Source organism: Lactococcus sp. S-13 (genome assembly GCF_004210295.1).
In the GTDB taxonomy this organism is placed as follows: domain Bacteria; phylum Bacillota; class Bacilli; order Lactobacillales; family Streptococcaceae; genus Lactococcus.
This window is the reverse complement of record NZ_SDAK01000001.1, coordinates 2,025,872-2,049,107: the sequence shown is the minus strand read 5'-3', so window position 1 is coordinate 2,049,107 and position 23,236 is coordinate 2,025,872. Positions and strand designations below refer to the sequence as shown.

General features: G+C 40.4%; 17 protein-coding genes and 1 pseudogene. 8 read left to right on the top strand and 10 right to left on the bottom strand.

All coding sequences use genetic code 11. The features are described 5' to 3' along the window. Nucleotides 1-95: 95 nt before the first annotated feature. A complete protein-coding gene (gene pepA / locus EQJ87_RS10235) occupies nt 96-1,163 on the top strand; it encodes a glutamyl aminopeptidase (protein ID WP_130124489.1) in 1,068 nt (355 codons plus the stop codon). Between the two features lie 64 nt (nt 1,164-1,227). Here pepA and EQJ87_RS10230 read toward each other — a convergent pair whose 3' ends face one another. Further along, entirely contained in the window at nt 1,228-3,660 is a 2,433-nt protein-coding gene (locus EQJ87_RS10230; protein WP_130124488.1) for a transglycosylase domain-containing protein, read from the bottom strand. Between the two features lie 145 nt (nt 3,661-3,805). On the opposite strand from EQJ87_RS10230, the gene tyrS reads away from it, so the two are divergent. The 3 genes from tyrS (at nt 3,806) to EQJ87_RS10215 (ending at nt 7,772) form a co-directional block, all read left to right on the top strand. Beyond that, nucleotides 3,806-5,065 carry a tyrosine--tRNA ligase gene (gene tyrS, locus EQJ87_RS10225; protein ID WP_130124487.1) on the top strand — a complete coding sequence of 420 codons (1,260 nt, stop codon included), beginning with the start codon at nt 3,806-3,808 and terminating at the stop codon, nt 5,063-5,065. 134 nt (nt 5,066-5,199) lie between these two features. Beyond that, nucleotides 5,200-5,667, top strand: coding sequence for a hypothetical protein (locus tag EQJ87_RS10220; RefSeq protein ID WP_130124486.1), 468 nt, complete (start codon nt 5,200-5,202; stop codon nt 5,665-5,667). 53 nt (nt 5,668-5,720) lie between these two features. Beyond that, nucleotides 5,721-7,772 (top strand): cation:proton antiporter, encoded by a 2,052-nt coding sequence (locus tag EQJ87_RS10215; RefSeq protein WP_130124485.1) that lies wholly within the window; start codon nt 5,721-5,723, stop codon nt 7,770-7,772. Nucleotides 7,773-7,989: 217 nt separating this feature from the next. Here EQJ87_RS10215 and EQJ87_RS10210 read toward each other — a convergent pair whose 3' ends face one another. From EQJ87_RS10210 to EQJ87_RS10190, 5 genes and pseudogenes are all read right to left on the bottom strand, one after another. Next, nucleotides 7,990-8,430: an SACOL1771 family peroxiredoxin gene (locus EQJ87_RS10210; protein ID WP_130124484.1), complete on the bottom strand. Its 441-nt coding sequence runs from the start codon at nt 8,428-8,430 to the stop codon at nt 7,990-7,992. Between the two features lie 89 nt (nt 8,431-8,519). Then, nucleotides 8,520-9,125: an FMN-dependent NADH-azoreductase gene (locus EQJ87_RS10205; protein WP_130124483.1), complete on the bottom strand. Its 606-nt coding sequence runs from the start codon at nt 9,123-9,125 to the stop codon at nt 8,520-8,522. A gap of 279 nt (nt 9,126-9,404) precedes the next feature. Continuing rightward, a pseudogene (locus tag EQJ87_RS10200) lies at nt 9,405-10,813 on the bottom strand (MFS transporter). Nucleotides 10,814-11,000: 187 nt separating this feature from the next. Further along, nucleotides 11,001-12,230, bottom strand: a complete 1,230-nt coding sequence (gene thiI, locus EQJ87_RS10195; protein WP_130124482.1) for a tRNA uracil 4-sulfurtransferase ThiI — start codon at nt 12,228-12,230, stop codon at nt 11,001-11,003. Between the two features lie 291 nt (nt 12,231-12,521). After that, nucleotides 12,522-13,460 (bottom strand): LPXTG cell wall anchor domain-containing protein, encoded by a 939-nt coding sequence (locus EQJ87_RS10190; RefSeq protein WP_130124481.1) that lies wholly within the window; start codon nt 13,458-13,460, stop codon nt 12,522-12,524. A gap of 143 nt (nt 13,461-13,603) precedes the next feature. Between EQJ87_RS10190 and EQJ87_RS10185 the strand changes: the two genes are divergently transcribed. Continuing rightward, the gene (locus EQJ87_RS10185) at nt 13,604-14,560 is read left to right on the top strand and encodes an Rgg/GadR/MutR family transcriptional regulator (protein ID WP_130124480.1); all 957 of its coding nucleotides are present in this window, start codon (nt 13,604-13,606) and stop codon (nt 14,558-14,560) included. A 367-nt stretch (nt 14,561-14,927) separates the two neighbouring features. Here EQJ87_RS10185 and EQJ87_RS10180 read toward each other — a convergent pair whose 3' ends face one another. Beyond that, nucleotides 14,928-15,953 (bottom strand): YeiH family protein, encoded by a 1,026-nt coding sequence (locus EQJ87_RS10180; protein WP_130124639.1) that lies wholly within the window; start codon nt 15,951-15,953, stop codon nt 14,928-14,930. Nucleotides 15,954-16,078: 125 nt separating this feature from the next. Here EQJ87_RS10180 and EQJ87_RS10175 point away from each other — a divergent pair, with 125 nt between their 5' ends. Both EQJ87_RS10175 and lysS read left to right on the top strand, forming a co-directional pair. After that, a complete protein-coding gene (locus EQJ87_RS10175) occupies nt 16,079-16,897 on the top strand; it encodes a LysR family transcriptional regulator (RefSeq protein ID WP_130124479.1) in 819 nt (272 codons plus the stop codon). 176 nt (nt 16,898-17,073) lie between these two features. After that, nucleotides 17,074-18,558 carry a lysine--tRNA ligase gene (gene lysS, locus EQJ87_RS10170; protein WP_130124478.1) on the top strand — a complete coding sequence of 495 codons (1,485 nt, stop codon included), beginning with the start codon at nt 17,074-17,076 and terminating at the stop codon, nt 18,556-18,558. Nucleotides 18,559-18,698: 140 nt separating this feature from the next. Here lysS and EQJ87_RS10165 read toward each other — a convergent pair whose 3' ends face one another. The 3 genes from EQJ87_RS10165 to EQJ87_RS10155 form a co-directional block, all read right to left on the bottom strand. Beyond that, on the bottom strand, nt 18,699-19,679 hold the full coding sequence (locus tag EQJ87_RS10165; RefSeq protein WP_130124477.1) for an FAD:protein FMN transferase: 981 nt from the start codon (nt 19,677-19,679) through the stop codon (nt 18,699-18,701). Then, nucleotides 19,676-20,530 (bottom strand): NADPH-dependent FMN reductase, encoded by an 855-nt coding sequence (locus tag EQJ87_RS10160; protein ID WP_130124476.1) that lies wholly within the window; start codon nt 20,528-20,530, stop codon nt 19,676-19,678. Before EQJ87_RS10160 ends, EQJ87_RS10165 begins: the two co-directional genes overlap by 4 nt. Nucleotides 20,531-20,680: 150 nt before the next feature. Beyond that, entirely contained in the window at nt 20,681-22,114 is a 1,434-nt protein-coding gene (locus tag EQJ87_RS10155) for an amino acid permease (RefSeq protein ID WP_130124475.1), read from the bottom strand. A 303-nt stretch (nt 22,115-22,417) separates the two neighbouring features. On the opposite strand from EQJ87_RS10155, the gene EQJ87_RS10150 reads away from it, so the two are divergent. Then, nucleotides 22,418-23,236 (top strand): peptidylprolyl isomerase, encoded by an 819-nt coding sequence (locus EQJ87_RS10150; RefSeq protein WP_370449781.1) that lies wholly within the window; start codon nt 22,418-22,420, stop codon nt 23,234-23,236.

Here is a 23,236-nt window from a genome sequence, read left to right as displayed (position 1 = left end):
TTTTAACATATTTCCTGCTATAATTATAGTGTAAATCATTAAAAAAATTGCTGACGGCTTTCATCAGTAAAATTTCTTAACTTTTGGAGGAAAAAATGGAACTTTTTGACAAAATTAAAGCACTGACTGAAATTCAGGCTACATCTGGCTTTGAAGGCCCTGTTCGTGAATATCTCAAAAAACGTATGATTGAACTTGGCTATCAACCTGAATTCGATGGACTTGGTGGTATCTTTGTTACTAAAACATCAAAAGTCGCAGATGCACCTCGGATTATGGTTGCTGCTCACATGGATGAAGTTGGTTTTATGGTCAGCAGTATCAAAGCTGACGGAACTTTCCGTGTTGTTCCACTTGGTGGTTGGAATCCACTTGTTATTTCTGGTCAACGCTTTAGCTTGTTTACGCGCGATGGGAAAAAAATTCCAGTTGTCACAGGTGGTCTGCCTCCGCATCTCTTACGTGGCACGGGTGCTACCCCACAAATGCCTGCTGTTTCTGATATTGTATTCGATGGCGCTTTCGAAGATGCTGCTCAAGCTCGTGAATATGGTGTAGAACAAGGGGATGTTATCATTCCTGAAACAGAAACAATTCTTGCTGCTAATGGTAAAAATGTCATTTCTAAAGCTTGGGATAATCGCTATGGATGTCTTATGGTTCTTGAACTCCTTGAATTCTTGGCAGACAAAGAATTGCCAGTAACTCTAATTATTGGTGCCAATGTCCAAGAAGAAGTTGGACTTCGTGGAGCAAAAGTATCTACTACAAAATTCAACCCTGATCTTTTCTTTGCCGTTGACTGTTCACCAGCCAGTGATACCTTTGGCGATGATAACGGCCGCCTTGGTCAAGGTACAATCTTGCGCCTTTTCGATCCTGGTCACATCATGCTGCCAGGAATGAAAAACTTCCTGATTGACACTGCTCAACAAGCTCAAATCAAAACACAAGTTTATATGGCAAAAGGTGGCACAGATGCTGGCGCTGCACACTTGGCAAATGAAGGTGTTCCGTCAACAACCATCGGTGTAGTTGCACGTTACATCCACAGCCATCAAACTATTTTTAATCTTGATGATTTTAACCACGCACAAAACTTCTTGCGTGCAATCGTTAGCTCATTAGACGCTGAAAAAGTTAGTCAAGTTAAAAATTACTAATTTTTAGCTCTACATCAAACAAAAAGACACTAGGCAAATCAAATTCCTAGTGTCTTTTTTGTTTTTAATTACTTTTAGCAGCTGCTCCAAAGTCAACACTTGGTAAAATCTTTTTCCAAGCATCTGCTAAGTCACTAGCTGATCCCCCGATTGAGAAATTGTAGCTCGTCGCAGGCGCTCCCGCTTTTGTAGCCCAAAAACTCGTTGTCGTGTCTCCCTCAAGATTGACCTCTTGAGTTTTTCCATTAGCTAGTTTAACTGAGACTTTTCCAGCTTTCTCACCTGTACTCACTAAGACTTTACTCTTAGTGACATTAGCATCCTGATTAGGGTCTGGGAATGATTTTCCGGCTCCCAAAATAGCTGGGTCTGCCGCATTGATTGCATTCACGAGCTGTGCCATGTAAGCTGCATTATTGATATAACCTGAGTTGCTTGACATCGGAGAATTATCATCGTGACCAGCCCAACCACCAAGGGTTACGGTAGGTGTTGACAGCATCATCCAAACGTCTGTATAGTTATCTGTTGTCCCTGTTTTTCCGGCCCATTGTACCCCAGAAGCCAGAGCAGGGTTAATTGCTTGTAGATTGCTATAGAACTTACTCGTTTTTTGAGCTTTAATCGCATCTTGGAGCATATATTCCATAATCGTTGAGGTCGCTTCGGAATATACCTGTGTGCCTCCCGTGTCCTTGTGTTGATAAATTACTTTCCCAGTATCATCTTTGATACTATCAACGATATACCAAGGTTCGTACTTCCCACCATTGGCCAAAGTTTGGTAACCATTAGTATGCTGAACAACAGTTGGATCTACCCCACCGCCAAGTGGCAGTGATTCAACTGAATAATCGGAAATCTCATATCCCATTTTGGTCATATAAGGTTCAACAGATTTTCCTGTTTTTAAAATGGTTTGATAAGTCCAATAGGCTGGAATGTTATAGGACACATTGAGCGCTTCTGAAAAAGGCATCATGGCTGTTCCAGTTGAGCCAACGTGTTCAATGTCTTGACCACTGCTATATTTGGCTGGATAATTAGACAGTACGCTAGCAGAACCCATCAACCCCATGTCAATGGCTGGACCATAGGCGAGAATTGGCTTGATTGAAGAACCAGGAGAACGTTCGGTATCAAAAGCATGGTTGACTTGATTGCTTGAATAGTCTAAACCGCCAATGAAACCATATACAGCACCAGTTTTATTATCCATCAAAACATTACCGGTCTGGATTATCCCTGTGCCGTCTTGCATCAAACTTCCGTAGTTAGCAACGGCGTTTTGCATTCCTGTATAAACCGCTTGATTGATTGTCGTTGTGACTGTGTAGCCACCGTTTTGCAGGGCTTGCTCAGCCAGATTTTGATAGTGTTCCTTAGTTGTGTCATTACCAAGAGCAGTCGCCGAGACTTTATCTCGCTGGATTAAATAATTATAAACTTTTGTGACCGCTTCAGTGTAGGCCACATTGTAGAGATAGCCGTGTTCTTGAGATTCTGCTGGAGCTGTTGGTAAAAATTCTTGAGAAATATCGTAAGCTTTGTATTTTTCATAGTCCGCTTTTGAAAGGTAGCCCCCACGATAAAGATTAAAGAGGACATCTTTTTGTCGGGCGAGTCCATAGCTCATGTTTTCTTTTGATTTCAAAGAACCATCAGCCGCGTAAGGAGAATAAACAATTGGACTTTGTGGTAAACCTGCAATGAATGCTGCTTCTGGGACTGTTAAATCTTTTGCCGACTTGCCGAAAATCCCTCGAGCTGCTTCTTCTACCCCCGCAATATTTTGTCCTTTATTGTTCCGACCAAAAGGAGAAACATTGAGGTAGTCCGTCAAAATCTGATCTTTGCTGAGGTAGTTATTGAGCGCTAGAGCATACACAATCTCACTGGCTTTTCGTTGGAAAGTAACACTATCTCCCAAGACCTGTTGCTTTATCAGCTGTTGAGTCAAAGTTGACCCACCTGATGTCAGACCGCCACCAACTGAGCCAATGATTCCCCGAATGATTGCTTTAGGAACGACACCTTTATTGGTTAAAAAGCTGTTGTCTTCGGTTGCAATCAGTGCATTTTTCACATTTTGCGAAATTGCGTCGCTTTTTACAGTAACTCGAACCAAGTCGCTTGAGATGTCCGAAATAGATTGACCATTACTGTAGTTGATGACCGATACACCGTGAATGTCATTGATTTTGGATATGATTTCTGCTTTGTCTGGTGTCTTGGTCACTTCGATAAGACGCGCAAAATAGCCTACACCTGCTGCTGCCCCAAAAACCCCCGCTAAAGCAAATAACGTCCCAAATACAATGATGACTCCACGGATAACGTGAAAGGTCAGTGACCATACGGAATGTTCTTCTTCATTATTTTTGTCTTTTGGGGTTTTTGGTGCGTTTCTTCTATTCTTTTTTTCTTGACGCTGGCTGAGTTTTTCTTCCAAGCGCGCTTTTATTTTTTCTTGTGATTCCTTTGGGTCTTTTTCCATGCCCTTATTATATCAAATTTAATTTCATTTTTCGCTATTTTCGGAAAATTTTTTAGCTTTTTGGTATAATATGAACTAGTGCTGTTGTTTTCGCTTTTTGCATTAAAGATTGGGCAGCCAAAATCATTATAGAAAGGATTTTTTTATGAACATTTTTGACGAACTTAAAGCACGTGGTTTGATTTTCCAAACGACTGATGAAGATGCGCTCCGCAAGGCGCTCACGGAGGGAATGGTTTCCTATTATGTTGGTTATGATCCTACTGCTGATTCTCTCCATCTGGGAAATTTGGTGCAAATTTTGACGATGCGTCGTTTGCAACTGGCTGGCCACAAACCTTATGCGCTGGTTGGTGGTGCGACTGGGTTGATTGGTGATCCTTCGTTTAAAGATTCTGAACGTGCCCTTCAAACCAAAGATACGGTTACACAATGGTCTGGAAAAATCCGCGCCCAACTTGAACGTTTTCTTGATTTTGAAAATGGCGAAAACAAAGCAGAGATGACGAATAACTACAATTGGTTTGAAAAACTGACTTTCATTGATTTCTTGCGAGATGTGGGTAAACATTTCACTGTTAATTACATGATTTCTAAGGATTCTGTGAAATCTCGTATGGAAACAGGGATTTCTTATACGGAGTTTGCTTACCAAATTATGCAAGGTTATGATTTTTACGAGCTTAATCAATTACACAATGTGACTTTACAGCTGGGTGGTTCTGACCAATGGGGTAACATGACTGCTGGTACTGAACTTTTACGTCGTAAAGCTGATAAACAAGGACATGTTATCACTATTCCTTTGATTACAGACTCAACGGGTAAGAAATTTGGGAAATCTGAAGGGAATGCGGTTTGGCTTGATGCAGCGAAGACTTCTCCTTATGAAATGTACCAATTTTGGCTCAATGTTGATGACGCCGATGCTGTAAAAATGCTTAAGATTTTCACTTTCCTTTCATTAGAAGAGATTGCTGAAATCGAAAAAGAATTTGATGCAGCTCGCCATGAACGCTTAGCGCAAAAAGTCCTAGCGCGTGAAGTAGTCACTTTAGTGCATGGTAAAGACGCTTATGAGCAAGCTGTGAAAACTTCTGAAATTTTATTTGGTGGTGGTGATTTACGTCAATTAGATGCGAAGTCAATTTTGACTGGGCTGAAGGCTGCGCCACAATACCAAGTTAGTGCTGATGAAAATCTGGCTTTGGTTGAGTTGCTGATTTCTTCTGGTATTGTTAATTCTAAGCGCCAAGCGCGTGAAGATATTACAAATGGTGCGATTTATATCAATGGCGAACGGGTGCAGGATTTGGAATATGCGCTTTCTGACACAGATAAGATTGAGGGACAATTGACCGTTATCCGCCGTGGTAAAAAGAAGAACTTTATTTTAACATACTAAATCGCTTACTTTTGATTAGTGGACTCCTTGCACTTTGGCAGGGAGTTTTTGTTATAAAAATTTTATTCAATTTAGTTTCATTTTTAGGGCTTTGTGTTATAATGTGGGTAGTGAATATATTTTAGGTGATTGATATGATAGATAAAAAGTTTGAAGATAAATTAAAAAATCTTCGGGAATTATACCTTGACAAACGCTCTAGCGTCGCTAACGATGAAAAATCCAAAGAAATGGATGCTTTTATGGCGCTCACGGATGAGGAAAAAGTCAAAAAAATCCGTCTTCACTTGAAACAAATTGTTGAAAAACTTACGTTATTAGATAATAAATTGACGCAAGCGCGTGCAGCAAAAGCTGATAAAACTGAGCTTGCGGAGATTAAAGCTTATATTGATGCGGTCAAAACTAAAAAATTAATTCTGGAGCAAAAGCTGAAATACATCGAAACAGGTGAATTTGATGCGACGCGTAAGGAAAAAATCAAACGTCAATTGGCAGACTTGGAGCTTAAGCGTTGTAAGGCGCTTTTAGGTAAAAAAGACTGCTCGAAAATTGAGGAAAAGATTGCGCTCAAAAAAGATTCGATTAAACGCTTGAAATAGCTATTGGGCTTGATTTTTTGATTTTTGATTGCTGTTTTTACTGAAAGGACTTTATGCTTCATACCATTCTTTATGTCATTGTGTTTCTTTTGACATTGGTTTTCTCAAACGTCCTCAACAAAGTATTCCCAAAACTTGCTCTACCCCTTATTCAAGTGGTTTTTGGGCTTATTTTGGGTTTTTTTGGTGCTGATGACATTTTACACGTTGCTCCTGAATTTTTTCTTGGTTTTATTATTGCTCCTCTGCTTTTTCGTGAGAGTGAGGAGGCTGATGTTAAGCATATTTTAAAGCATAGCAAGTTGATTTTGGTACTCATTTTTCCCTTGGTATTTATTACAACCTTGGGCTTGGGCTTGATTTCCAATTGGATTTACGCTGGTCTGCCACTTGCGGCTTGTTTTGCTTTGGGGGCAAGTTTGGCGCCCACAGATGCTGTGGCGGTGGGGGCTTTATCCAAAAATTTTAGTTTTCCCAAGCGAGTGATGAGCGTTTTACAAGGCGAAGGCCTACTTAACGATGCTTCGGGAATTATTGCTTTCCAAATTGCGCTGGTGGCGCTGGTGACGGGCTATTTTTCTTTGCCTGATGCGACAATGAAACTGGCAATTTCTGCACTGGGTGGGGCGATTATTGGTTTTATTTTGATTTACCTGAAAAACTTAGTGCTACGACTTTTGGAAGATGTGGATGCACGTGACGTTTCTGGTTATTTACTGTTGGAATTGGCGATTCCGCTATCGGCTTTTTTGCTTGCGGAGGAAGTTCATGTCTCTGGAATTATTGCCGCAGTGGTTGCTGGTGTGATGTCTGCAAACGGTTTGAAAAGAACGACTTTATTTGATGCTCAGGTGGAAAAGGTCAAGAACACAATTTGGGACACTTTGACTTTTATTTTAAATTCGATTGTCTTCTTTTTCTTGGGGATTGAGCTTTATCAGTTGGTGGTACCTTTATTGGTCAATCCTGTGTATTCATCTACGCATTTGCTTTTATTGACGGTGGCTTTGACGGTTGGGCTGTTTGCTTTGCGCTGGGCGGTACTTACGCTGTATTTTTGGATTCGGGCTTTGCGTAAAAAACAGGTCTTTGCGGCTTATTGGAATGATATTTTACTTTTGACTTTTGCTGGTTCTAAGGGTACCGTGAGTATTGCGACGATTTTATTGATTCCACGATCGGTAGCTGCAATTCAGCCAGTACTGGTCTTTCTTGCAGCGGCTGTGACGGGACTGAGCTTTTTGGTCGGAATGTTTGTCTTACCTTTCTTTGCGGTTAAAAAGGTGGTTAAGGTGGATAATATTGCCAAAATTTCAATCTTAACTGAAGTGGTCGAGGAGTTGCATAAGGATATGCAGGCGGCTAAAAATCCGCAGGGGTACAATATTGCCATCGATGCTTATCAGGAGCGGATTCAGCTTTTAATCATTGAGCAGGAATCAACGGATATGGCGATTGATTATAATGATTTGCAGCTCTTGATTATTCGGATTGAGTCGGAGGGGCTGGAAGCGGCTTTGCGTGAGGGGAAAATTTCGATGTATACTTATCGGACTTACCAGCGCTATATTCGCTCGCTTGAATCAAGTATTGTGCATTCGTTGGTATCGAGTTTGCAGTTTGTGTATGTCCTTTTGGTACGTGCTTTTAACTTGTTGCTCTCACGGCTCTTACACGTCGATTTCTTTGCGCGCAGGTCTAAGGATGCTCAAGCCAATACGACGGAAGAAATCACGGAGCTTTACTTTAATAATACGGAATTGATTTTGCAGGCTTTGGGCAATTTGGCTGAGGTTTATGATGAGCAACTGCTGAATTTCTTGCAAGCGGAGCGCTTGCGGACGTCAGAAATTGTAGCGGAGGGAGTTCACCTTTCTCGGATGATGAACAAGGCTCAGCCTAATAATTTGACGGAGATGATGCGTGCTTATTATTTGGAGCGCAAAATTATTTTTGAGTATGAATTGGCGGGACATTTGACAGCGCGCGAGGCGCGCGAGATGCGCGTCAATGTCAATGTTTTAGAGGACTATACCTTGGCAAGTAATCATCACACACTCCTTTTTGAATTTTTGGAGCGGCGTAAAAACAAAAAAATGAACTGACGCTTGTCGGTTCTTTTTTTGTGGGGCGCAAAAAGCTAGAGAATTTGCTGACGTAAATGAGTTGAGTGGTGCGAGAAGCCAGAGAATTTGCTGACGTAATTAAGTGGGACTGCGAAGGCTAGAGAATTTGCTGACGTAATTAAGTGGGACTGCGAAGGCTAGAGAATTTGCTGACGTAATTACTGAGGATAATGAAAACTAAAAAAAATCACTGCAATCAGTGATTTTTCTCGATGGTAATCAATGTTTCAAGTTGGACGTTACCCTGAATTGCTCGAGAAATCATGCAGGCTTGTTCGGCACGTTCGGCGAGCTTGCGGGCTTTGATTTCGTCAGCGTCAGCTGGCAGTTTGAGCAGGACGTGGTGGGTGATTTTTTCGTAAGTAAAAATGCCACGACTGACGTCAACGCTGCTCTCAGAGTTCACTTGCAACGCTTCAAGCGCGATGGCGTTACGCTCTAGCATGGCCGCGAGAGTGATGGTATAGCAGGTGCTTGCTGCACCGAGCAACATTTCGTCTGGATTTGTGCCAAGTCCTGGGCCGTCCATGGCGAGTGGAACTGAGATTTTTTCGTCAAGAGCCCCTGTGTGCAGTTCACCAACAGTATTTCGTCCGCCTGTCCAAGTAATCTGTGAATTAAAAGTGTGTTTTGCCATTTTTTCCTCCTTGCGAAATCACTGACGCTTTTTATTGGGCCATTCGGTCAGTAATTTTGCAAAAAGTCTGTCAATTGACAGACCATTTTTTAAAATGTTTTTGCGGCAGTTTCGATTTTACTGATGAAATCATTCAATAATTCGTCCGTTTTTGAAGGATCGTAAGCGTGACCTTCCACCGCAATTTGGCTGAAATCTGCACCGATAAAGTTGAAAATTGCTGACATATAAACAGTCGCAGGATCTTGTGCACCGTACACGCCACCGTTGGCTTGGAGTTGCAAGACTTTTTTGCCTTGCGCAAGACCAACTGGGCCTTCAGCCGTATATTTGAAAGTTTTTCCAGCAACGTTGACTGTGTCAACCCAAGATTTCAATTCCGCTGGAATCATCAAATTATACATTGGATTAGCAATGACAACTTTGTCAGCCGCCAAAAATTGCTCTGTCAACTCACCAAAACGCGCTAATTTTGCTTCTTGTGAAGCAGTCAAGCTTGCTCCTTCGCCTGCAAACATGGCGCTCACGAGTTCTGTATTAAGTGACGGAATAGTGCCGTCAAAAACATCAAGTTCTTCGATTTCGTCATTAGGATTTGCAACTTTGTAAGCTGCCAAAAATGCATCCAATCCCTTGAGAGACATAGAGTAGTCGGCTGTGAGTGGGTGACCTTTTACAACGAGAAGTTTAGACATATTTATTTTTTTCCTTTAGTGTTAATTTTTTAATACGAAATGTATTATAACAAACTTTTATCCAAATTCCTCTGATTTAGTACGTGAAAATTTACACATGTAAACCTTGTGGTAATCTTCTGATTTCATCCTCTCTTTTTCCACATTTCAACAGCTAAATCAATTCCGTCAGTAAATTCTCTCAATTTCAAAAGACAAAAACATTTACGTCAGCAAATTTTCCAGCTTTCCTAGCACCAATCAATTCCGTCAGCAAAAAAAACAGCACATCTGCTGTTTTTAAAGTGTTTTTTTGCGACCAAGTAAGCGCAAAAGTCCCAAAATCCAAGTGACCAGCACCAAGAAAGTTGAAAAATAGAAAGCCACATGAAAACCATGTAAGAACGCACCAGGTTCACTGACCAAATAAGTCGTCACCTTGTGTCCCAACTGATTGGACATGGCGGTAAATAAAATCAAGGTCGCAAGCGAAGTTCCCAATACAAAGGCCATATTTCGCGCCAAAGAATTGACCGAACCCGCAATTCCCAGATATTTACGATCGACCGTTTCCATGATTAACGCATTGTTTGGACTTTGGAAAATCCCCATTGACGACCCCTGTATCACCAAAATCACCAGCACGAGCCAAGGTTTTGATTGAGGAGTAATCAAAAGATATCCTATCTGCGACAAAACAATCCCTGAAATTCCAACAAAAGTCACAATTTCCTTATCCATTTTATCCGCCGCAGCCCCAGCCAGAGGGCTAGAAATCAGCATTGCTGCAGGATAAGCCATCATGATTAGCCCTGCCACACCAGGCGCATACGCCCGAAAATCCTGCAAATAAAAAGGCAACAAAATACTTCCAAACATCGCCACAGTGAAATTAAAAAGGGCCATGATAATACTCATTGAAAAAAGTTTTGATTTGAAAATTCCCAAATCTAACAAAGGTTTTTCCACCTTCTTCTCCGTAAAAATGAACGTCATAAATAAGATCAAACCAAGTCCCCCGCAATCAAAATCAGCGGACTCGTCCAACCCAAATTTTGCCCAAAATTCAAGGCTAAGAAAAGCAAGATAATGACCAGACTCATCTGCAACCCACCAGCAAAATCAACATCCGAAAGCTTGCCATGACTGGTCTCCTTTGGTAAAGCTCGACTCCCAAAAATCCAAGCCACAATCCCAATCGGCACATTAATCCAGAAAATATAATTCCAACTCGCGACCTGTAAAATCAAACCACCCAAAGCCGGCCCAGCAATAGAGCCAACCGATACAAACATTGCCGAAATTGACAAAGCTCTCGCCCGACTTGCCACTGGAAAAATTTCCGAAATAATCCCAAAACCTGTCGCCATGTACATCGCAGCCCCAATCGCCTGCACCACACGTGCAAAAAGCAAAAAGCCCAAGCCCCAACCAAAATTCAAGCCCGCAAGAAACGACCCCAAAATAAAGACCGCCCAGCCAATTCGCGTAATCCGCGCTTTTCCAAGTAAATCTCCAAGACGACCAAAAATTAAAACAATCGCCGAAATCACAATCAAATAAATCGTCACCACCCAAGTAATCTGTGACGTTGAAACCTGCAGTTCCCGTGACATCGTTGGCAAAGCAATATTAACAATTGAACCATCCAACGTGGACATAAACGTAAAAACGCCCAGCGCAATCAGCGCTTTAATTCTGTCTGACATAAAATTCCTTTCTGATAAAAATGAGCGCGCACTACGTGCTACGCTCCAAAATTATTCATTTCATATTATTTAATACCATTAGTGATTATAAACTTGTTTCTTTTCTTTGTCAAGTCTAAACTACTGTTCGTAGTTTTAAACTTCTCATAAGAAAAACCCTGCTCAGCAGAGTTTTACCCGACAAGACCTATAAAAAATCAGCAAATTCTTCTTCTTGAATCTGTTCTTCTTGATCCCAATGCTCACCCGTGATTGTTGTGAGCATAATTCCTTTAACCGCCCGATCAACCATCCCTTCAACATCCATACGTTGTTCATATTGCAAACAATTCTCCAACTTTGGATTCGTTTTTGGTGACGGAGGAGCAAAAACCGTACAACAATCTTCAAAAGGCAAGATTGACAAGTTAAACGTATCAATCTTTTCGGCAATATCAATAATTTCAATCTTATCCATCGTGATAACAGGGCGAATAACCGGCGTTGTCGTCACTTCATTGATGACAGACATTGAACCTAACGTTTGACTCGCAACCTGACCGAGCGATTCTCCGTTGATAATAACCTTACCAAAACGTTCCTCACGCACCCGATCAACCACGCGCATCATGAAACGACGGGTCAAGGTCATCAAGTAAGCTTGCGGTGCTTTAGCCTTGATTTCCTCTTGAATTTCGGTAAATGGTACCTCAATAAAAGTAATTGAACCCCCAAAAACAGTTAATTTTGCTGCCAAATCTTTCGCCTTTTTCAACGCACCTGGCGAAGTATAAGGAGGACTTGCAAAGTGAACCGCTTCAATTTCCACGCCTCGTTTGAGTGCCAAATAACCAGCAACAGGTGAATCAATCCCGCCAGACAACATCAAATGCCCACGACCAGCAGTCCCAACAGGCATTCCCCCAGCACCTTTGATTGTTTCAAAGCTCAAGTACACAGCATCCAAGCGAACTTCCACTCGCAAGGTAATATCAGGATTTTTCATCTGCACCTTAGCATACTCAAAATGATCAAAAACCAAGTCTCCAAGTGTTAAATTCAGCTCTGTTGAGTCCAACTCAAAATTATGATCTGCACGTCGAGCAGCAATTTTAAAAGTTTGTCCTTCTTGATAAATTTCTTTAAATAAATCAACAACAGCTGCCTTCACAACAGGCATTGAGCGTTCAACTTTGATTGATGGTGAAAAGTTTTGAATCCCAAAAACCTTTGTCAAACGACGTGACACTTCTGCGTAGTCCGCACCATTCAACTCAATATGCGCCCGATCACGTACAGCTGTAATTTTAAGTTCTGTAAGATCAGCAAGCACTTCACGAATATTTTTTGCCAAACGATTGATGAAAAATCCGCGATTCTTCCCTTTCGTTGACAGTTCACCATAGCGAACCATGATTTCATTATATACAACAGTCATTATTTTTTTCTCCTACCTTCTTCTCCCAAAACCTTGACAACTGATTGATGAGAGAGGAAGCCCCTCTAAAGATGGCTTTTAAAGTCTTTATCTCCCACTTCCTAAAGGGGGAAATAAATATCGTCTTCCTTTTCAAATTCAAAAAGAAACACATAACCTTCTAATTATAGCACATTATTTCTTGTTTTTCTAACTCCTTTTCATGACCTTAGATTAGAAAACAAAAAAGCAGAAGAAATAGCTTCTACTTTTTATTTAATAAAAATTGTAAGAACGATTTGGGTTAGTTTCTTATTGAAAGCTTGTTCCACTTTTCTTTTTTGAATTTCCTTTAAACCAAAATCCTATCAGTGCAAGTATAGTCAAACCCATAAACTTTAAGAAATAATCCGATGATTGACTTTCCCCTGTTTTAGGTAGACCTGATTTTACACGGACCTTGCTCTGAGCTGGTAGACTTTGAGAAATCGAGATCTTATGAGCACTTAAATTCGTTGTAGATGACAAGCTTTGCGTTCTTGTCGTCGAAGCAGATGAAGACGGAACTGCTGTACTTGTTGAAGACGGAACTGTTGTACTTGTTGAAGACGGAACTGTTGATTTAACCGTTTTTTCACTAGACTGATTCGTCTTGCTTTTTAAGTCTGTTGGGACCGTTAGAGGTTTTACTGGTTCTTCTTTTGAAATTGTCGTAGAGGTTGGGGGATTAGGTGTTGTAGGATTGATGAGTTCTCCATCAACCGCTTTAGTCGTTGTCCCTGGTTTTACTGGTACAGTAATGCTCAAGTTTGGTTCTGGAGGCGTACTGCTTGAGCTCGAGGCCGGAGTAGGAGTAGGTGGCGTCAGAGCAGGACTTGGCACAGGCGTTTTATAAGTTGATGGAGGAGCGATAGGAGTAGGACTTACAACATCATCTGCCGACAAGGCTGGTATCGGATCAGGAACAGAAATGGTAACTGTTTTTATTAAAGAACCTGTTTCCGTAGTAGTTTCTTTTCGCCATAATCCAGTTTTACTACTTAGTTCCCAACTATAACCATTTGTGTCCATAAGACTGTGCGTGCTCATAAATTGCAATACTGGTATCGTCTCGCCACTTCCCAACTGAAGGCTTACACCGATAGAATCATCAGACGTCGTCAATGTTCCTGCGTTTACATGAGGAACATAATAAATCATAGCGATAATTGCAAAGGCTAGATATAAATACTTCCTGCTTTTAAAATTCATTTATTTAAAACTCTCATTCTAGTTATTAGTGGTATCACTTAATATAGTACACATAATTTAATAATGTGCTACCTAATATAGTATACCTAATTTTATATTGATTTTTTCTATCGTTCCATAAAAGATACGATTTTTCCTGCTCATTGAGTATTTTATGGAATAATTGTGTTATAATTGTCCCGAAGATTCTATTCGCTATTATTAAGGAGAGCAACATGATTTATACCACTTATGGAGAAACTTTTCGCAGGATTAGAGAACAAAAAAAGCTTTCTCTTTCTGACTTTGCCTCTGTTAATATTCCCAAATCCACCCTTTCTCGCTTTGAATCTGGTAAATCAATGATGAGTTTTGACAAATTATACCTTGCTCTTCAATTCATGGAGATTAGTCTTGAAGAATATGAACATTTTATAAATAACTATTTTCCTAACAATGTCAATTCGCTCTTACAAAAACTTGAAGCAGCAACTTTTAGTCAGAATAAAAAGGCCGTTTTAGAGATTGCTGATTTAGCTGAAAAAGAAGGATTTCATTTTATTGCCTTGGCTGCTAAAAGTTTAAGTCATACCCTCACAGATAAAGAAATCAAGTCTATTCTTGATTATTTATATGGTCTCAATTTTTGGAGTTTTCAAGAGCTCTCTATTTTCCATCAAACTCTTAATTTATTTCCAACCAAGGACATCATAAACTTTTCAGATTTTCTCTTTGCTCCTCAACAAAAATTTCTTAATTCACAAAAGTATAATCAATACTTGGTTCAAGCTGCTTGTCGAGCGATATCAGTCTTATCCATAAGGGATTGTAAAGACAGTGCAAAACAAATCCTAGACTTTATCAATAACCATCACTTAGCTACTGAAAATATGTACCTTCACAATCTCTTTAATCTAACACATGGTTTGTGGGTCTACCGTTTTAAGGATTCAAATCAGGGAATGCAAGAGATAAAAAAGGCTCTGGATATTTTCAAAGCTGTAGAATCTGAAGGTGTTTACTCCTATTATCACTCTCTTTTCATTTTTTATATAAAAATGACCGATATGAAAAGAAGTAAAATATTTGATATTTTGGAAGCAGGAACGTTTGAGGACTGAGGATTCGAGATTGCTCCCTTAAGTTTTGCTATTATCGTTCTAGCTGAAGCTGAGAAAAAGGAGTAAAACAAACCAATAAAAACGTATTAAAAACATTTTCTACGTTTTTATTGGTTTTTTCTTTGTTTTAATCTATTAAATGTTCCTAAACAATGGGTGCTTAAATTAACCTTAGTATCAGATTAGGGTTGGTTTTTCCCTTATATCCCTCTCTGATTTCATCTTGTCCACTAAAAGAAGTATCTTGTAACTTTAAGGATAGAAGCTCAATTGTAACAAAATTTCCCGAATATTCGCTAATGAACTGCTAATATATAGTTTTTTTGATTATTTCACGCTAAAGTACTTAAAAATTATAGAAATGGGCTCATTTAAGGAGGAGAAAAATGAGTAAAAGGGCTAAAAGAATTTGAAAAACGAGGGTTGAGAGTCCATAAATCAATAAATTTTTCCCTGCTTTTAAAAATTCAACCAGATTGAGCCGCAGTCCAATTGCAGCCAGTGCAATGGTTTCGCACCAGGTCGATAGGAAATGGGCGAAGTTAGCAATTTGTGGCACAAAATGTAAGAGGGTATTCAAAAGACAGAGTACCAGAAAGCCTAAAACGTACCAAGGTAAGAAAGCTTGGCGTTTTATTTTAATTTGTTGGTTATTTTTCTCGTTTTTTTCTTGCTTTTTCCTCATCGCTCCAAAGTACAAAACAACAAAAACAAGAAATATGATGCGCATGATTTTGAATAAAGTGGCTAAAGTTGCTGTTTGTGAATTGACCATTGTCGCTGAAGCTACTACTTGTCCAACGGATTGAATGGTACCACCAATTAAAGCGCCTCGATACAAGTCATTGCTTCCGAAAATTGCAGTACCAAGTGCTGGTAAACTCAGCATCAAAATCGTTCCCATAAGATTGACCATCGTGATAGCTGTTCTTTTTTCACTCGTTTTGGCGCTGATTACTGGGTCGACAGCAGCGATTGCGGAAGAACCACAAACTGCATTTCCTGCGGCCATGAGGGCTGCTGTATTCTTAGAAAAAGCTAGTTTTTTTCCCATAAAAAGAACAAAAACAATGGTCAAAATCATTTGTAAGACAATAAAAATCAGCCCTTGTAAACCTAATTTGCTAATGGTTTGTAGAGTCACCGTTGCTCCCAAAAACATGACCGAAAGTTCAAGTAATTTCTTTTCTGACCAAGCTGTTCCTGGAAATAAAATGGGCTGTTTAAAATAGAGATTCCCCAGAATAATGCCAAGCAAAATAGCAATTGTCGCTGCACCTAGACTGTGAAAAACAAAACGATTGAGGGCATAGCTAAGGAGTGCTACGCCAAAAGAGAGGAAGAAACCTGCAAAAATCTGGTTTGTGGGCTGTTTTTGGCTGTTTTTTTTCATTATTTTTTGTAATAGATTCATCTTTTTTTCCTTTTCTGCTATCAACTAGTTTACACGCTTGCTTTAATTTTGTAAAATGAATTATTACTATCTTTAAGATTAATTTTTTTAATTAAGGAGAAATCATGTTTTCATTGTTTGAAACTTTTATTGCTGTTTTTGAAACGAAAAGTTTTACAAAAGCGGCGCAACAGCTTTTTATTTCGCAGCCAACGGCGACGGTGCGAATCCGGAAGTTGGAGGACGATTTGAAGGTGAAACTTTTTTCGCGGGGGCAACACCAAGAAGTGATTCCAACGGCTGCTGCTTCGCTACTCTATCCCAAAGCACTGACTTATCTGAATGATTGGAGCGAATTGCAGTTAATGTTGAAGAATCAAACACCTGCACGCCGTTCTTTCAAAATTGGGGCGTCTCATAGTGCGGCAACGACTGTTCTGCCCCTGATTTTTCGCGAGTTACTGGCTGATTTGGAGCAGCTCAATGTGGAACTTTTGATGTTGGATTCTCAAGAAGTTTTTGATAGGATTCAAAATCATGAGCTTCATTTGGGCATTATTGAAAAACCGATGATGAGCGATGTGACGACTACTTTCCCACTTTTTAAGGATGAATTAGTCCTTGCTGGTGATTGGGATTCGGAGCTATTTTTTATTCGTGAGGCTGGTTCTGGAGTTGCGCATTATACGCAGAATTACCTGAAAGAAATGAGTTGGACACCTCAAAATATCGTGTCAGTCAATAATAATGATGTTATTATTAGTCATTTGAGAGCTGGGCTGGGGGCGTCTTTGATTTCCAAACGCTTTGTGGGGCGCGATTTGCCTTATAAACAGTTGGGTGAGCGTTATCAGCGAATTTTTTACGGGGTCAGTTTTTCGGCTGAGCAAGATGTGCTGACGAAAAAACTGATTAAACAGATCAGGCATCTTGGTGATTTCTGAAAATGGTATTTTTAGGGAAATTTCATTTGCGTCAGCATTTTGGTCTTAGAGAATTTACTGACGAAAATGAAATCTGCTCAATCCGCTGGTTAAAGCGTTTACTGACCAAAAAATTTCTGTTAATTTCCTAAAAATATGTTAAAATAGAGAGAATAAAATTTACAAGGAGTATTATTTTGGCTGAAATTGAAGAACTTAATGACCAAATGAAAGTCCGCCGCGAAAAAATGGAAAATTTGCGTGAGTCAGGCATTGATCCATTTGGACATAAATTTACCCGTACACATAACTCGCAAGAATTGCATGACACTTATGATGAAAAATCAAAAGAAGAATTGCACGAACTTGCTTTGTCTGGCATCGTTGCTGGTCGTTTGATGACTAAGCGAGGCAAGGGTAAAGTCGGCTTTGCACATTTGCAAGACCGCGAAGGTCAAATTCAACTTTATGTTCGTAAAGATGAAGTCGGCGAAGAAAACTATGAAATTTTCAAAAAAGCTGACCTCGGAGATTTCCTCGGAGTTGAAGGCGAAATCATGAAAACTGATATGGGTGAATTGTCAATTAAAGCCAAAAAATTGACTTTTCTCTCAAAAGCACTTCGTCCTTTGCCTGAAAAATTCCACGGTTTGCAAGATACTGAAACACGTTACCGCAAACGTTATTTGGATTTGATTTCTAATAAAGAAAGTTTCAATCGCTTTGTGACTCGTTCTAAAATCATCAGCGAAATCCGTCGTTACATGGACGGACGTGGCTATCTTGAAGTGGAAACTCCTGTTTTGAATAATGAAGCTGGTGGTGCTGCGGCTCGTCCTTTCTACACACACCACAATTCTTTGGATATCGACATGGCTTTGCGCATTGCGACTGAGTTGCACTTGAAACGCCTGATTGTCGGTGGCATGGAAAAAGTTTACGAACTTGGCCGTGTTTTCCGTAATGAAGGAATGGATATGACGCACAATCCAGAATTTACAACGATGGAATCTTATGAAGCTTATGCTGATTTTGAAGACATCATGGATTTGACTGAAGGAATTTTCCAACACGTCGCTAAAACGGTTGTCGGCAAAGACATCCTCGAATACGACGGTAAAGAAATTAATGTCGGCGGCAAATTCAAGCGTGTACACATGGTTGACGCCATTAAAGAAGTTTCTGGTGTTGATTTCTGGCAAGAAATGAGCTTTGAAGAAGCTGCAGCACTCGCCAAAGAACACGGCATTCATGTTGAAAAACACTTCACTTCTGTGGGTCATATCATCAATGAATTTTTCGAAAAATACGTTGAAGAAACATTGATTCAACCAACTTTTGTCTTTGGACATCCAAAAGAAATTTCACCACTTGCCAAAATGAATGAAGAAGACGCTCGTTTCACTGACCGTTTTGAATTGTTCATCAATGGTAAAGAATATGCCAATGCCTTTAGCGAATTGAACGATCCAATTGATCAATTAGAACGTTTTGAAGCACAAGCCAAAGCCAAAGAACTTGGTGATGACGAAGCAACTGGTGTCGATTATGATTACGTTGAAGCGCTCGAGCACGGAATGCCACCAACAGGCGGACTGGGTATCGGGATTGACCGCTTGGTTATGCTTTTCACAGGCACAACATCAATTCGCGACGTTCTCCTTTTCCCAACAATGAAATAACATAAAACTCCGCTAAAGCGGAGTTTTTTTATGTGGAAAATTTACTGACGGAAACAAAAATAATTAAGTTTCCACAGAGAATTTACTGACGAAATCAAAAAAGCTTAATTTTCTTTGGAAAATCAAACTTTTGACTTCTTTCATTCCAAGATAAAGCTTGGATCAATAATTTGCACCTGTTCTGGAGTAATTCCTACCAGTTTTATTTTTTTATCGCGGCTGATAAAAATTGCCCCATATAGCTCTTCATGCTCACAAAGCCAATCTTCAAGCTCTTCCGCAGCGAAAAAGAGGCGGGTCGTTTCAATTTCCCCATCTACTGACTTCTTCGACAAAACAGTCACACTTGCAATGTCATTATCATGTGGAAAACCCGTTTGAGAATCAATAATATGATGATAAAATTGACCATCCACTTCCATAAACCGCTCCGCAATGCCTGAAGTTACCACAGAAGCTGCACCTGTCACAAGTTGAGCCACAGAAACTCCTGTGTTCGTCAGCGGATTTCGAATCCCGACACGCCATTTTTTATCCACCTGATGCGGAGCATCCCCCATCAAAACGAGATTGCCCCCCAGATTGATAATTCCAGCAGAAAGCCCATATGCCCGCCACAAATCTTGAACCCGATCAGCGATATAGCCCTTGGCAATGCCACCCAAATCCAGCTCCATCCCTTCTTTAAGCAGAAAAATAGATAATTCCTCATCGTTCAACACAATATCCTGTGGATCAATCAAAGCCAAGCGTTCATCAATCTGCGCTTGCTGAGGTACCTGCGCATCCGCAAAACCAATGTGCCATAATTTCACCAAAGGGCCGATTGCGGCATTAAAGCCAAAGCATTCCTGACTTTTTTCCACCGCAACCTTGGTCAACCCGTACACAGCACTTGAAACCTGAACGGCCTCTTTTCCCGCTGCATGATTGACCCTCATCAACTCTGATTCCTCCCGATTGACCGTAAAAATATTTTCATATTCTTTAATCAAATCAAAAGCCATATCCAAAAAGCGCTCCTCTTGTGTCCCAAAAACCGTCAAATCAATCACCGTCCCCAAGGCACGATAACGTTTAGAAATTTTGGAACTCGCAAGTGGTGTAAAGTTCTCTGTCATTGTGGCAAATCCTCTCTTAGCCCGTCCGCTTGTTCCTCAGTCTCTTCTTCACCCACTGATTGAGCCGCCGACCGACCTTTTTCTTCTCTCTCCAAGCGCCGATCAAGTTCCTCAAATGCCCAGATGTCCGCCCCTTCAAAAAGTTGATCGTAGACCGACTTGACGCCTTCATCTCTTGCTTCACTTTCCGAAGCTCCTGTATCCGCATCCGAAGCAACCGCTAGACCCAGAGGCGTCCCTTGATTCCAGCGTTCTATATTTTGAGGCTCATCTTTTGAAACTAAGCTACGACTAGCCGATTCCCGCAGTGGTTTTAGCGTCTTCGCATAGCGCATAAACTGCTCAAAACATTGCTCCAACCACTCAATAGTTCGCTCATCCACCAATTCATCCTGAGCATTAAAAGCCGTCACCGCACGCCCCAATAAAAATTGGTGGGTCGGCAAAACAAAAGCATCCAAACCTGGTGAACTCAAAATTTGTCGCAGATTTTCCTGAGCAAAAACAGTTCCCATATTTCCCAAAGAAACCCCCACAATCATCACGGGCATATTGACCAAAGGCTGCAAAGTCTTCCAAGATAACCACTCAATCAACGATTTCAAACTTGCCGTAATTGCATGATCATACTCAGGCGTTGAAAATATCACCCCATCCGCAGCTTCAATTGCCCGAACAATCTCCAAAATCCGCGTTGGAATTTGCTCAAAATCCTCACAAAAAAGAGGAAGATCGGCAATTTCCACCACTTCAATTTGTGCTTGGGGCTCAAAGTGTTTTTTCATATACCAAAGCAATTTTCGATTATAAGAAAAACTTGCATTAGTACCGACAATGGCGATATATCTCATTCATTCCCTCTTTTTTCTATTTCTAAATACCCTGTAATTCTATTCTTTTTCACAATTTTTGTCAAGACGTTATTCAACAAGCTGTTGCTTTTCTTTGAATTTAGCAAATCTATAAAAAAAACGAGCGTAAGCTCGTTTTTCATGTAAAAATTATTTTTCTCGACTCAAATCAACTTCTTCTAATGGAATGATTTTGGTATTATATTTCCATTTGTAGCCGAAATAAAGGAGAATGAAAATCGGAATTGCCGCATACATGGCAAGCCCTTCTCCCCAGTGTGAGCTAAAGAGCATTCTTGGATCAAGATTGATTGCAATTGCCGCCGTCATCAAAAGTGCAACGAGCGGTCCAAAGGGGAACAATTTCGCTTTATAAGGTAAGTCTGCAACGTCGTGCCCTTGGGCAACATAAGCTCTGCGGAAACGCAAGTGACTCACTGAAATCCCCAGCCAAGCTAAGAAACCAGTCAATGAGGACAAATCAACCAAGAAAAGATAAATCTGTGTTCCGAAAATCCCTGTCAAAAAGGCGATGAAACAAATAATTGTTGTGGCAAGCAACGCATAAAATGGAATCCCATTTTTCGCTGTACGTCCAAAGAATCTTGGTGCGCCCTTTTCCTGTCCTAAAGAGTACAAGATCCGTGTTGAAGCGTACATCACTGAGTTGGCTGAAGAAATTACAGAAGTTAGAATGACCGCATTCATGACTGAAGCCGCCACTGCAAAACCAATATTTTTGAAAACAATCGTGAAAGGACTCATGACCGCTGTCGAATTTGGATTAAGGAGGCGTGGGTCTTTAAAATTGATAATCGCTGCAATAACAATAATTGAAAAGATGTAAAAGAGCAAAATCCGCCAGAAGATAGAATTCATAGCTTTCGGAATAGATTTCCCTGGATCCTCAGACTCTCCTGCAGTAACTCCCAAAAGCTCTGTTCCTTGGAAAGAAAATCCAGCGATTAAGAGTACGCCGACAAATCCTGAAATTCCACCGACAAAGCCGTGATTTCCTGCTGACAAATTGGCCATCACATCAACATTTCCCTGTCCCAAAACGCCGATAATTGTCAAAATACCAACAATCAAAAAGAGAACAATTGTAATGACTTTGATCGTTGACAACCAATATTCTGTTTCACCAAAAGCACTTACGGCAAGCACGTTAATCACAAAAATCAAAATGGTTGCAATTCCCGAGAAAATCCAAGATGGAACGTGTGGAAACCAGAACTGCGTAATCAATCCAGCTGTTGTCAAGTCAACGGCAATCGTAATTGCACCATTTATCCAGTAATTCCAGCCCAAAGCAAAGCCAAAAGCGGGGTCAACATAGCGTCCGCCATAATCTGAAAACGAACCCGAAGTTGGAAGGTAGGTCGCCATTTCCCCAAGGGAAGTCATGACAAAATACACCATAATCCCAATAAAACAATAAGCGAGCACTGAACCCCAAGGCCCCGCTTGACTAATTGTTGCTCCAGAGGTCAAGAACAAGCCCGTCCCAATCGTCCCTCCTAAAGCAATCATGGTAATGTGACGTTGTTTAAGGTTACGCCTAACCTGATTTTGATTTTCCAAAATTTTCTCCTTTTTATCCAAAAAATCTTCATAAGTTTCATTCAGCAATTGAGTACAAACAAATAAAAAGACCGGCTGTCTTTACAACCGGTCTTTCGAGAATCACCGGCATAGATACTTGAGCGTACTCCAAAGCTGTATCTATACCTTAAGTATGACACAACTCTTATCTATGCAAATGATGATGACGTGATGAGAAGTTATTCATTTCGTGATTCTCCTTTCATGATTTTTCTATATTTTATATCTTTTTTCTTAAAAATGCAAGAATAAATTTATAATCACTCACTTTTATGTTAAAATATTGCTATGAATAAGAAACATACCCCCATTCTTTTTACTCTTTTTGGCGTGATTTTAGTCGTTGTGGTTGGACTTTTGATTTTCTTTGCTAATCGTCCGAAATCCACGGATAGTACTAATCAAACGACTCAAACAACAACTCAATCTGGTGAACCGACAGCAATTAACGGCAAAAAAGTCAGTCAAGCAAGTCTTGACAAGCTTGATTTACCTCAATTGTCCAACACAGTTGGTTCAGACGAGGCCGAAGTCCAAATCCAAACAACGGCTGGAAATATCAACATCAAGCTCTTTCCAAAACTGGCTCCGCTAGCTGTGGAAAATTTCCTTACCCTTGCCAAACAAGATTACTACAAAGATAATGAGTTTTTCCGCGTCATCAAAGACTTCATGATTCAAACTGGTGATCCATCAAATCAAGGAACAGGTAGCAAGTCTGTCGTTAACGACAATCAACCTTTCGCCACAGAAATCTCTAACAAGCTTTATAACATTCGTGGTGCGCTATCTCTGGCTAACACAGGTCAACCTAACTCAAGCAGTTCACAGTTTTTCATCGTTCAAAGCAGTCAAGATATGAGCAGCCAACTTTCAACTTTCTTACGTCCAAGCAAGATTGAAGCGGCCTACAAAAATGGTGGTTATCCAAGTCTTGATGGTTCATACACCGTCTTTGGCCAAGTTATTTCTGGTATGGATGTTGTGGATAAGATTGCTTCTGGTGAAGTCAAAGCAAACACAACTTCTGGCGAGCAATCTTCTCCTGTCAAAGCCGAGAAAATTACTGGTGTGAAAGTGATTAAAGACTGGAAATTTTAA

What these genes read in the sequence shown, in the direction of transcription:
- EQJ87_RS10190 (WP_130124481.1), bottom strand. Translation starts at nt 13,460, where the DNA reads ATGAATTTTAAAAGCAGGAAGTATTTATATCTAGCCTTTGCAATTATC.
- thiI (WP_130124482.1), bottom strand. Translation starts at nt 12,230, where the DNA reads ATGACTGTTGTATATAATGAAATCATGGTTCGCTATGGTGAACTGTCA.
- pepA (WP_130124489.1), top strand. Translation starts at nt 96, where the DNA reads ATGGAACTTTTTGACAAAATTAAAGCACTGACTGAAATTCAGGCTACA.
- tyrS (WP_130124487.1), top strand. Translation starts at nt 3,806, where the DNA reads ATGAACATTTTTGACGAACTTAAAGCACGTGGTTTGATTTTCCAAACG.
- EQJ87_RS10215 (WP_130124485.1), top strand. Translation starts at nt 5,721, where the DNA reads ATGCTTCATACCATTCTTTATGTCATTGTGTTTCTTTTGACATTGGTT.
- EQJ87_RS10175 (WP_130124479.1), top strand. Translation starts at nt 16,079, where the DNA reads ATGTTTTCATTGTTTGAAACTTTTATTGCTGTTTTTGAAACGAAAAGT.
- EQJ87_RS10160 (WP_130124476.1), bottom strand. Translation starts at nt 20,530, where the DNA reads ATGAGATATATCGCCATTGTCGGTACTAATGCAAGTTTTTCTTATAAT.
- EQJ87_RS10230 (WP_130124488.1), bottom strand. Translation starts at nt 3,660, where the DNA reads ATGGAAAAAGACCCAAAGGAATCACAAGAAAAAATAAAAGCGCGCTTG.
- EQJ87_RS10220 (WP_130124486.1), top strand. Translation starts at nt 5,200, where the DNA reads ATGATAGATAAAAAGTTTGAAGATAAATTAAAAAATCTTCGGGAATTA.
- EQJ87_RS10165 (WP_130124477.1), bottom strand. Translation starts at nt 19,679, where the DNA reads ATGACAGAGAACTTTACACCACTTGCGAGTTCCAAAATTTCTAAACGT.
- EQJ87_RS10180 (WP_130124639.1), bottom strand. Translation starts at nt 15,953, where the DNA reads ATGAAAAAAAACAGCCAAAAACAGCCCACAAACCAGATTTTTGCAGGT.
- EQJ87_RS10205 (WP_130124483.1), bottom strand. Translation starts at nt 9,125, where the DNA reads ATGTCTAAACTTCTCGTTGTAAAAGGTCACCCACTCACAGCCGACTAC.
- EQJ87_RS10210 (WP_130124484.1), bottom strand. Translation starts at nt 8,430, where the DNA reads ATGGCAAAACACACTTTTAATTCACAGATTACTTGGACAGGCGGACGA.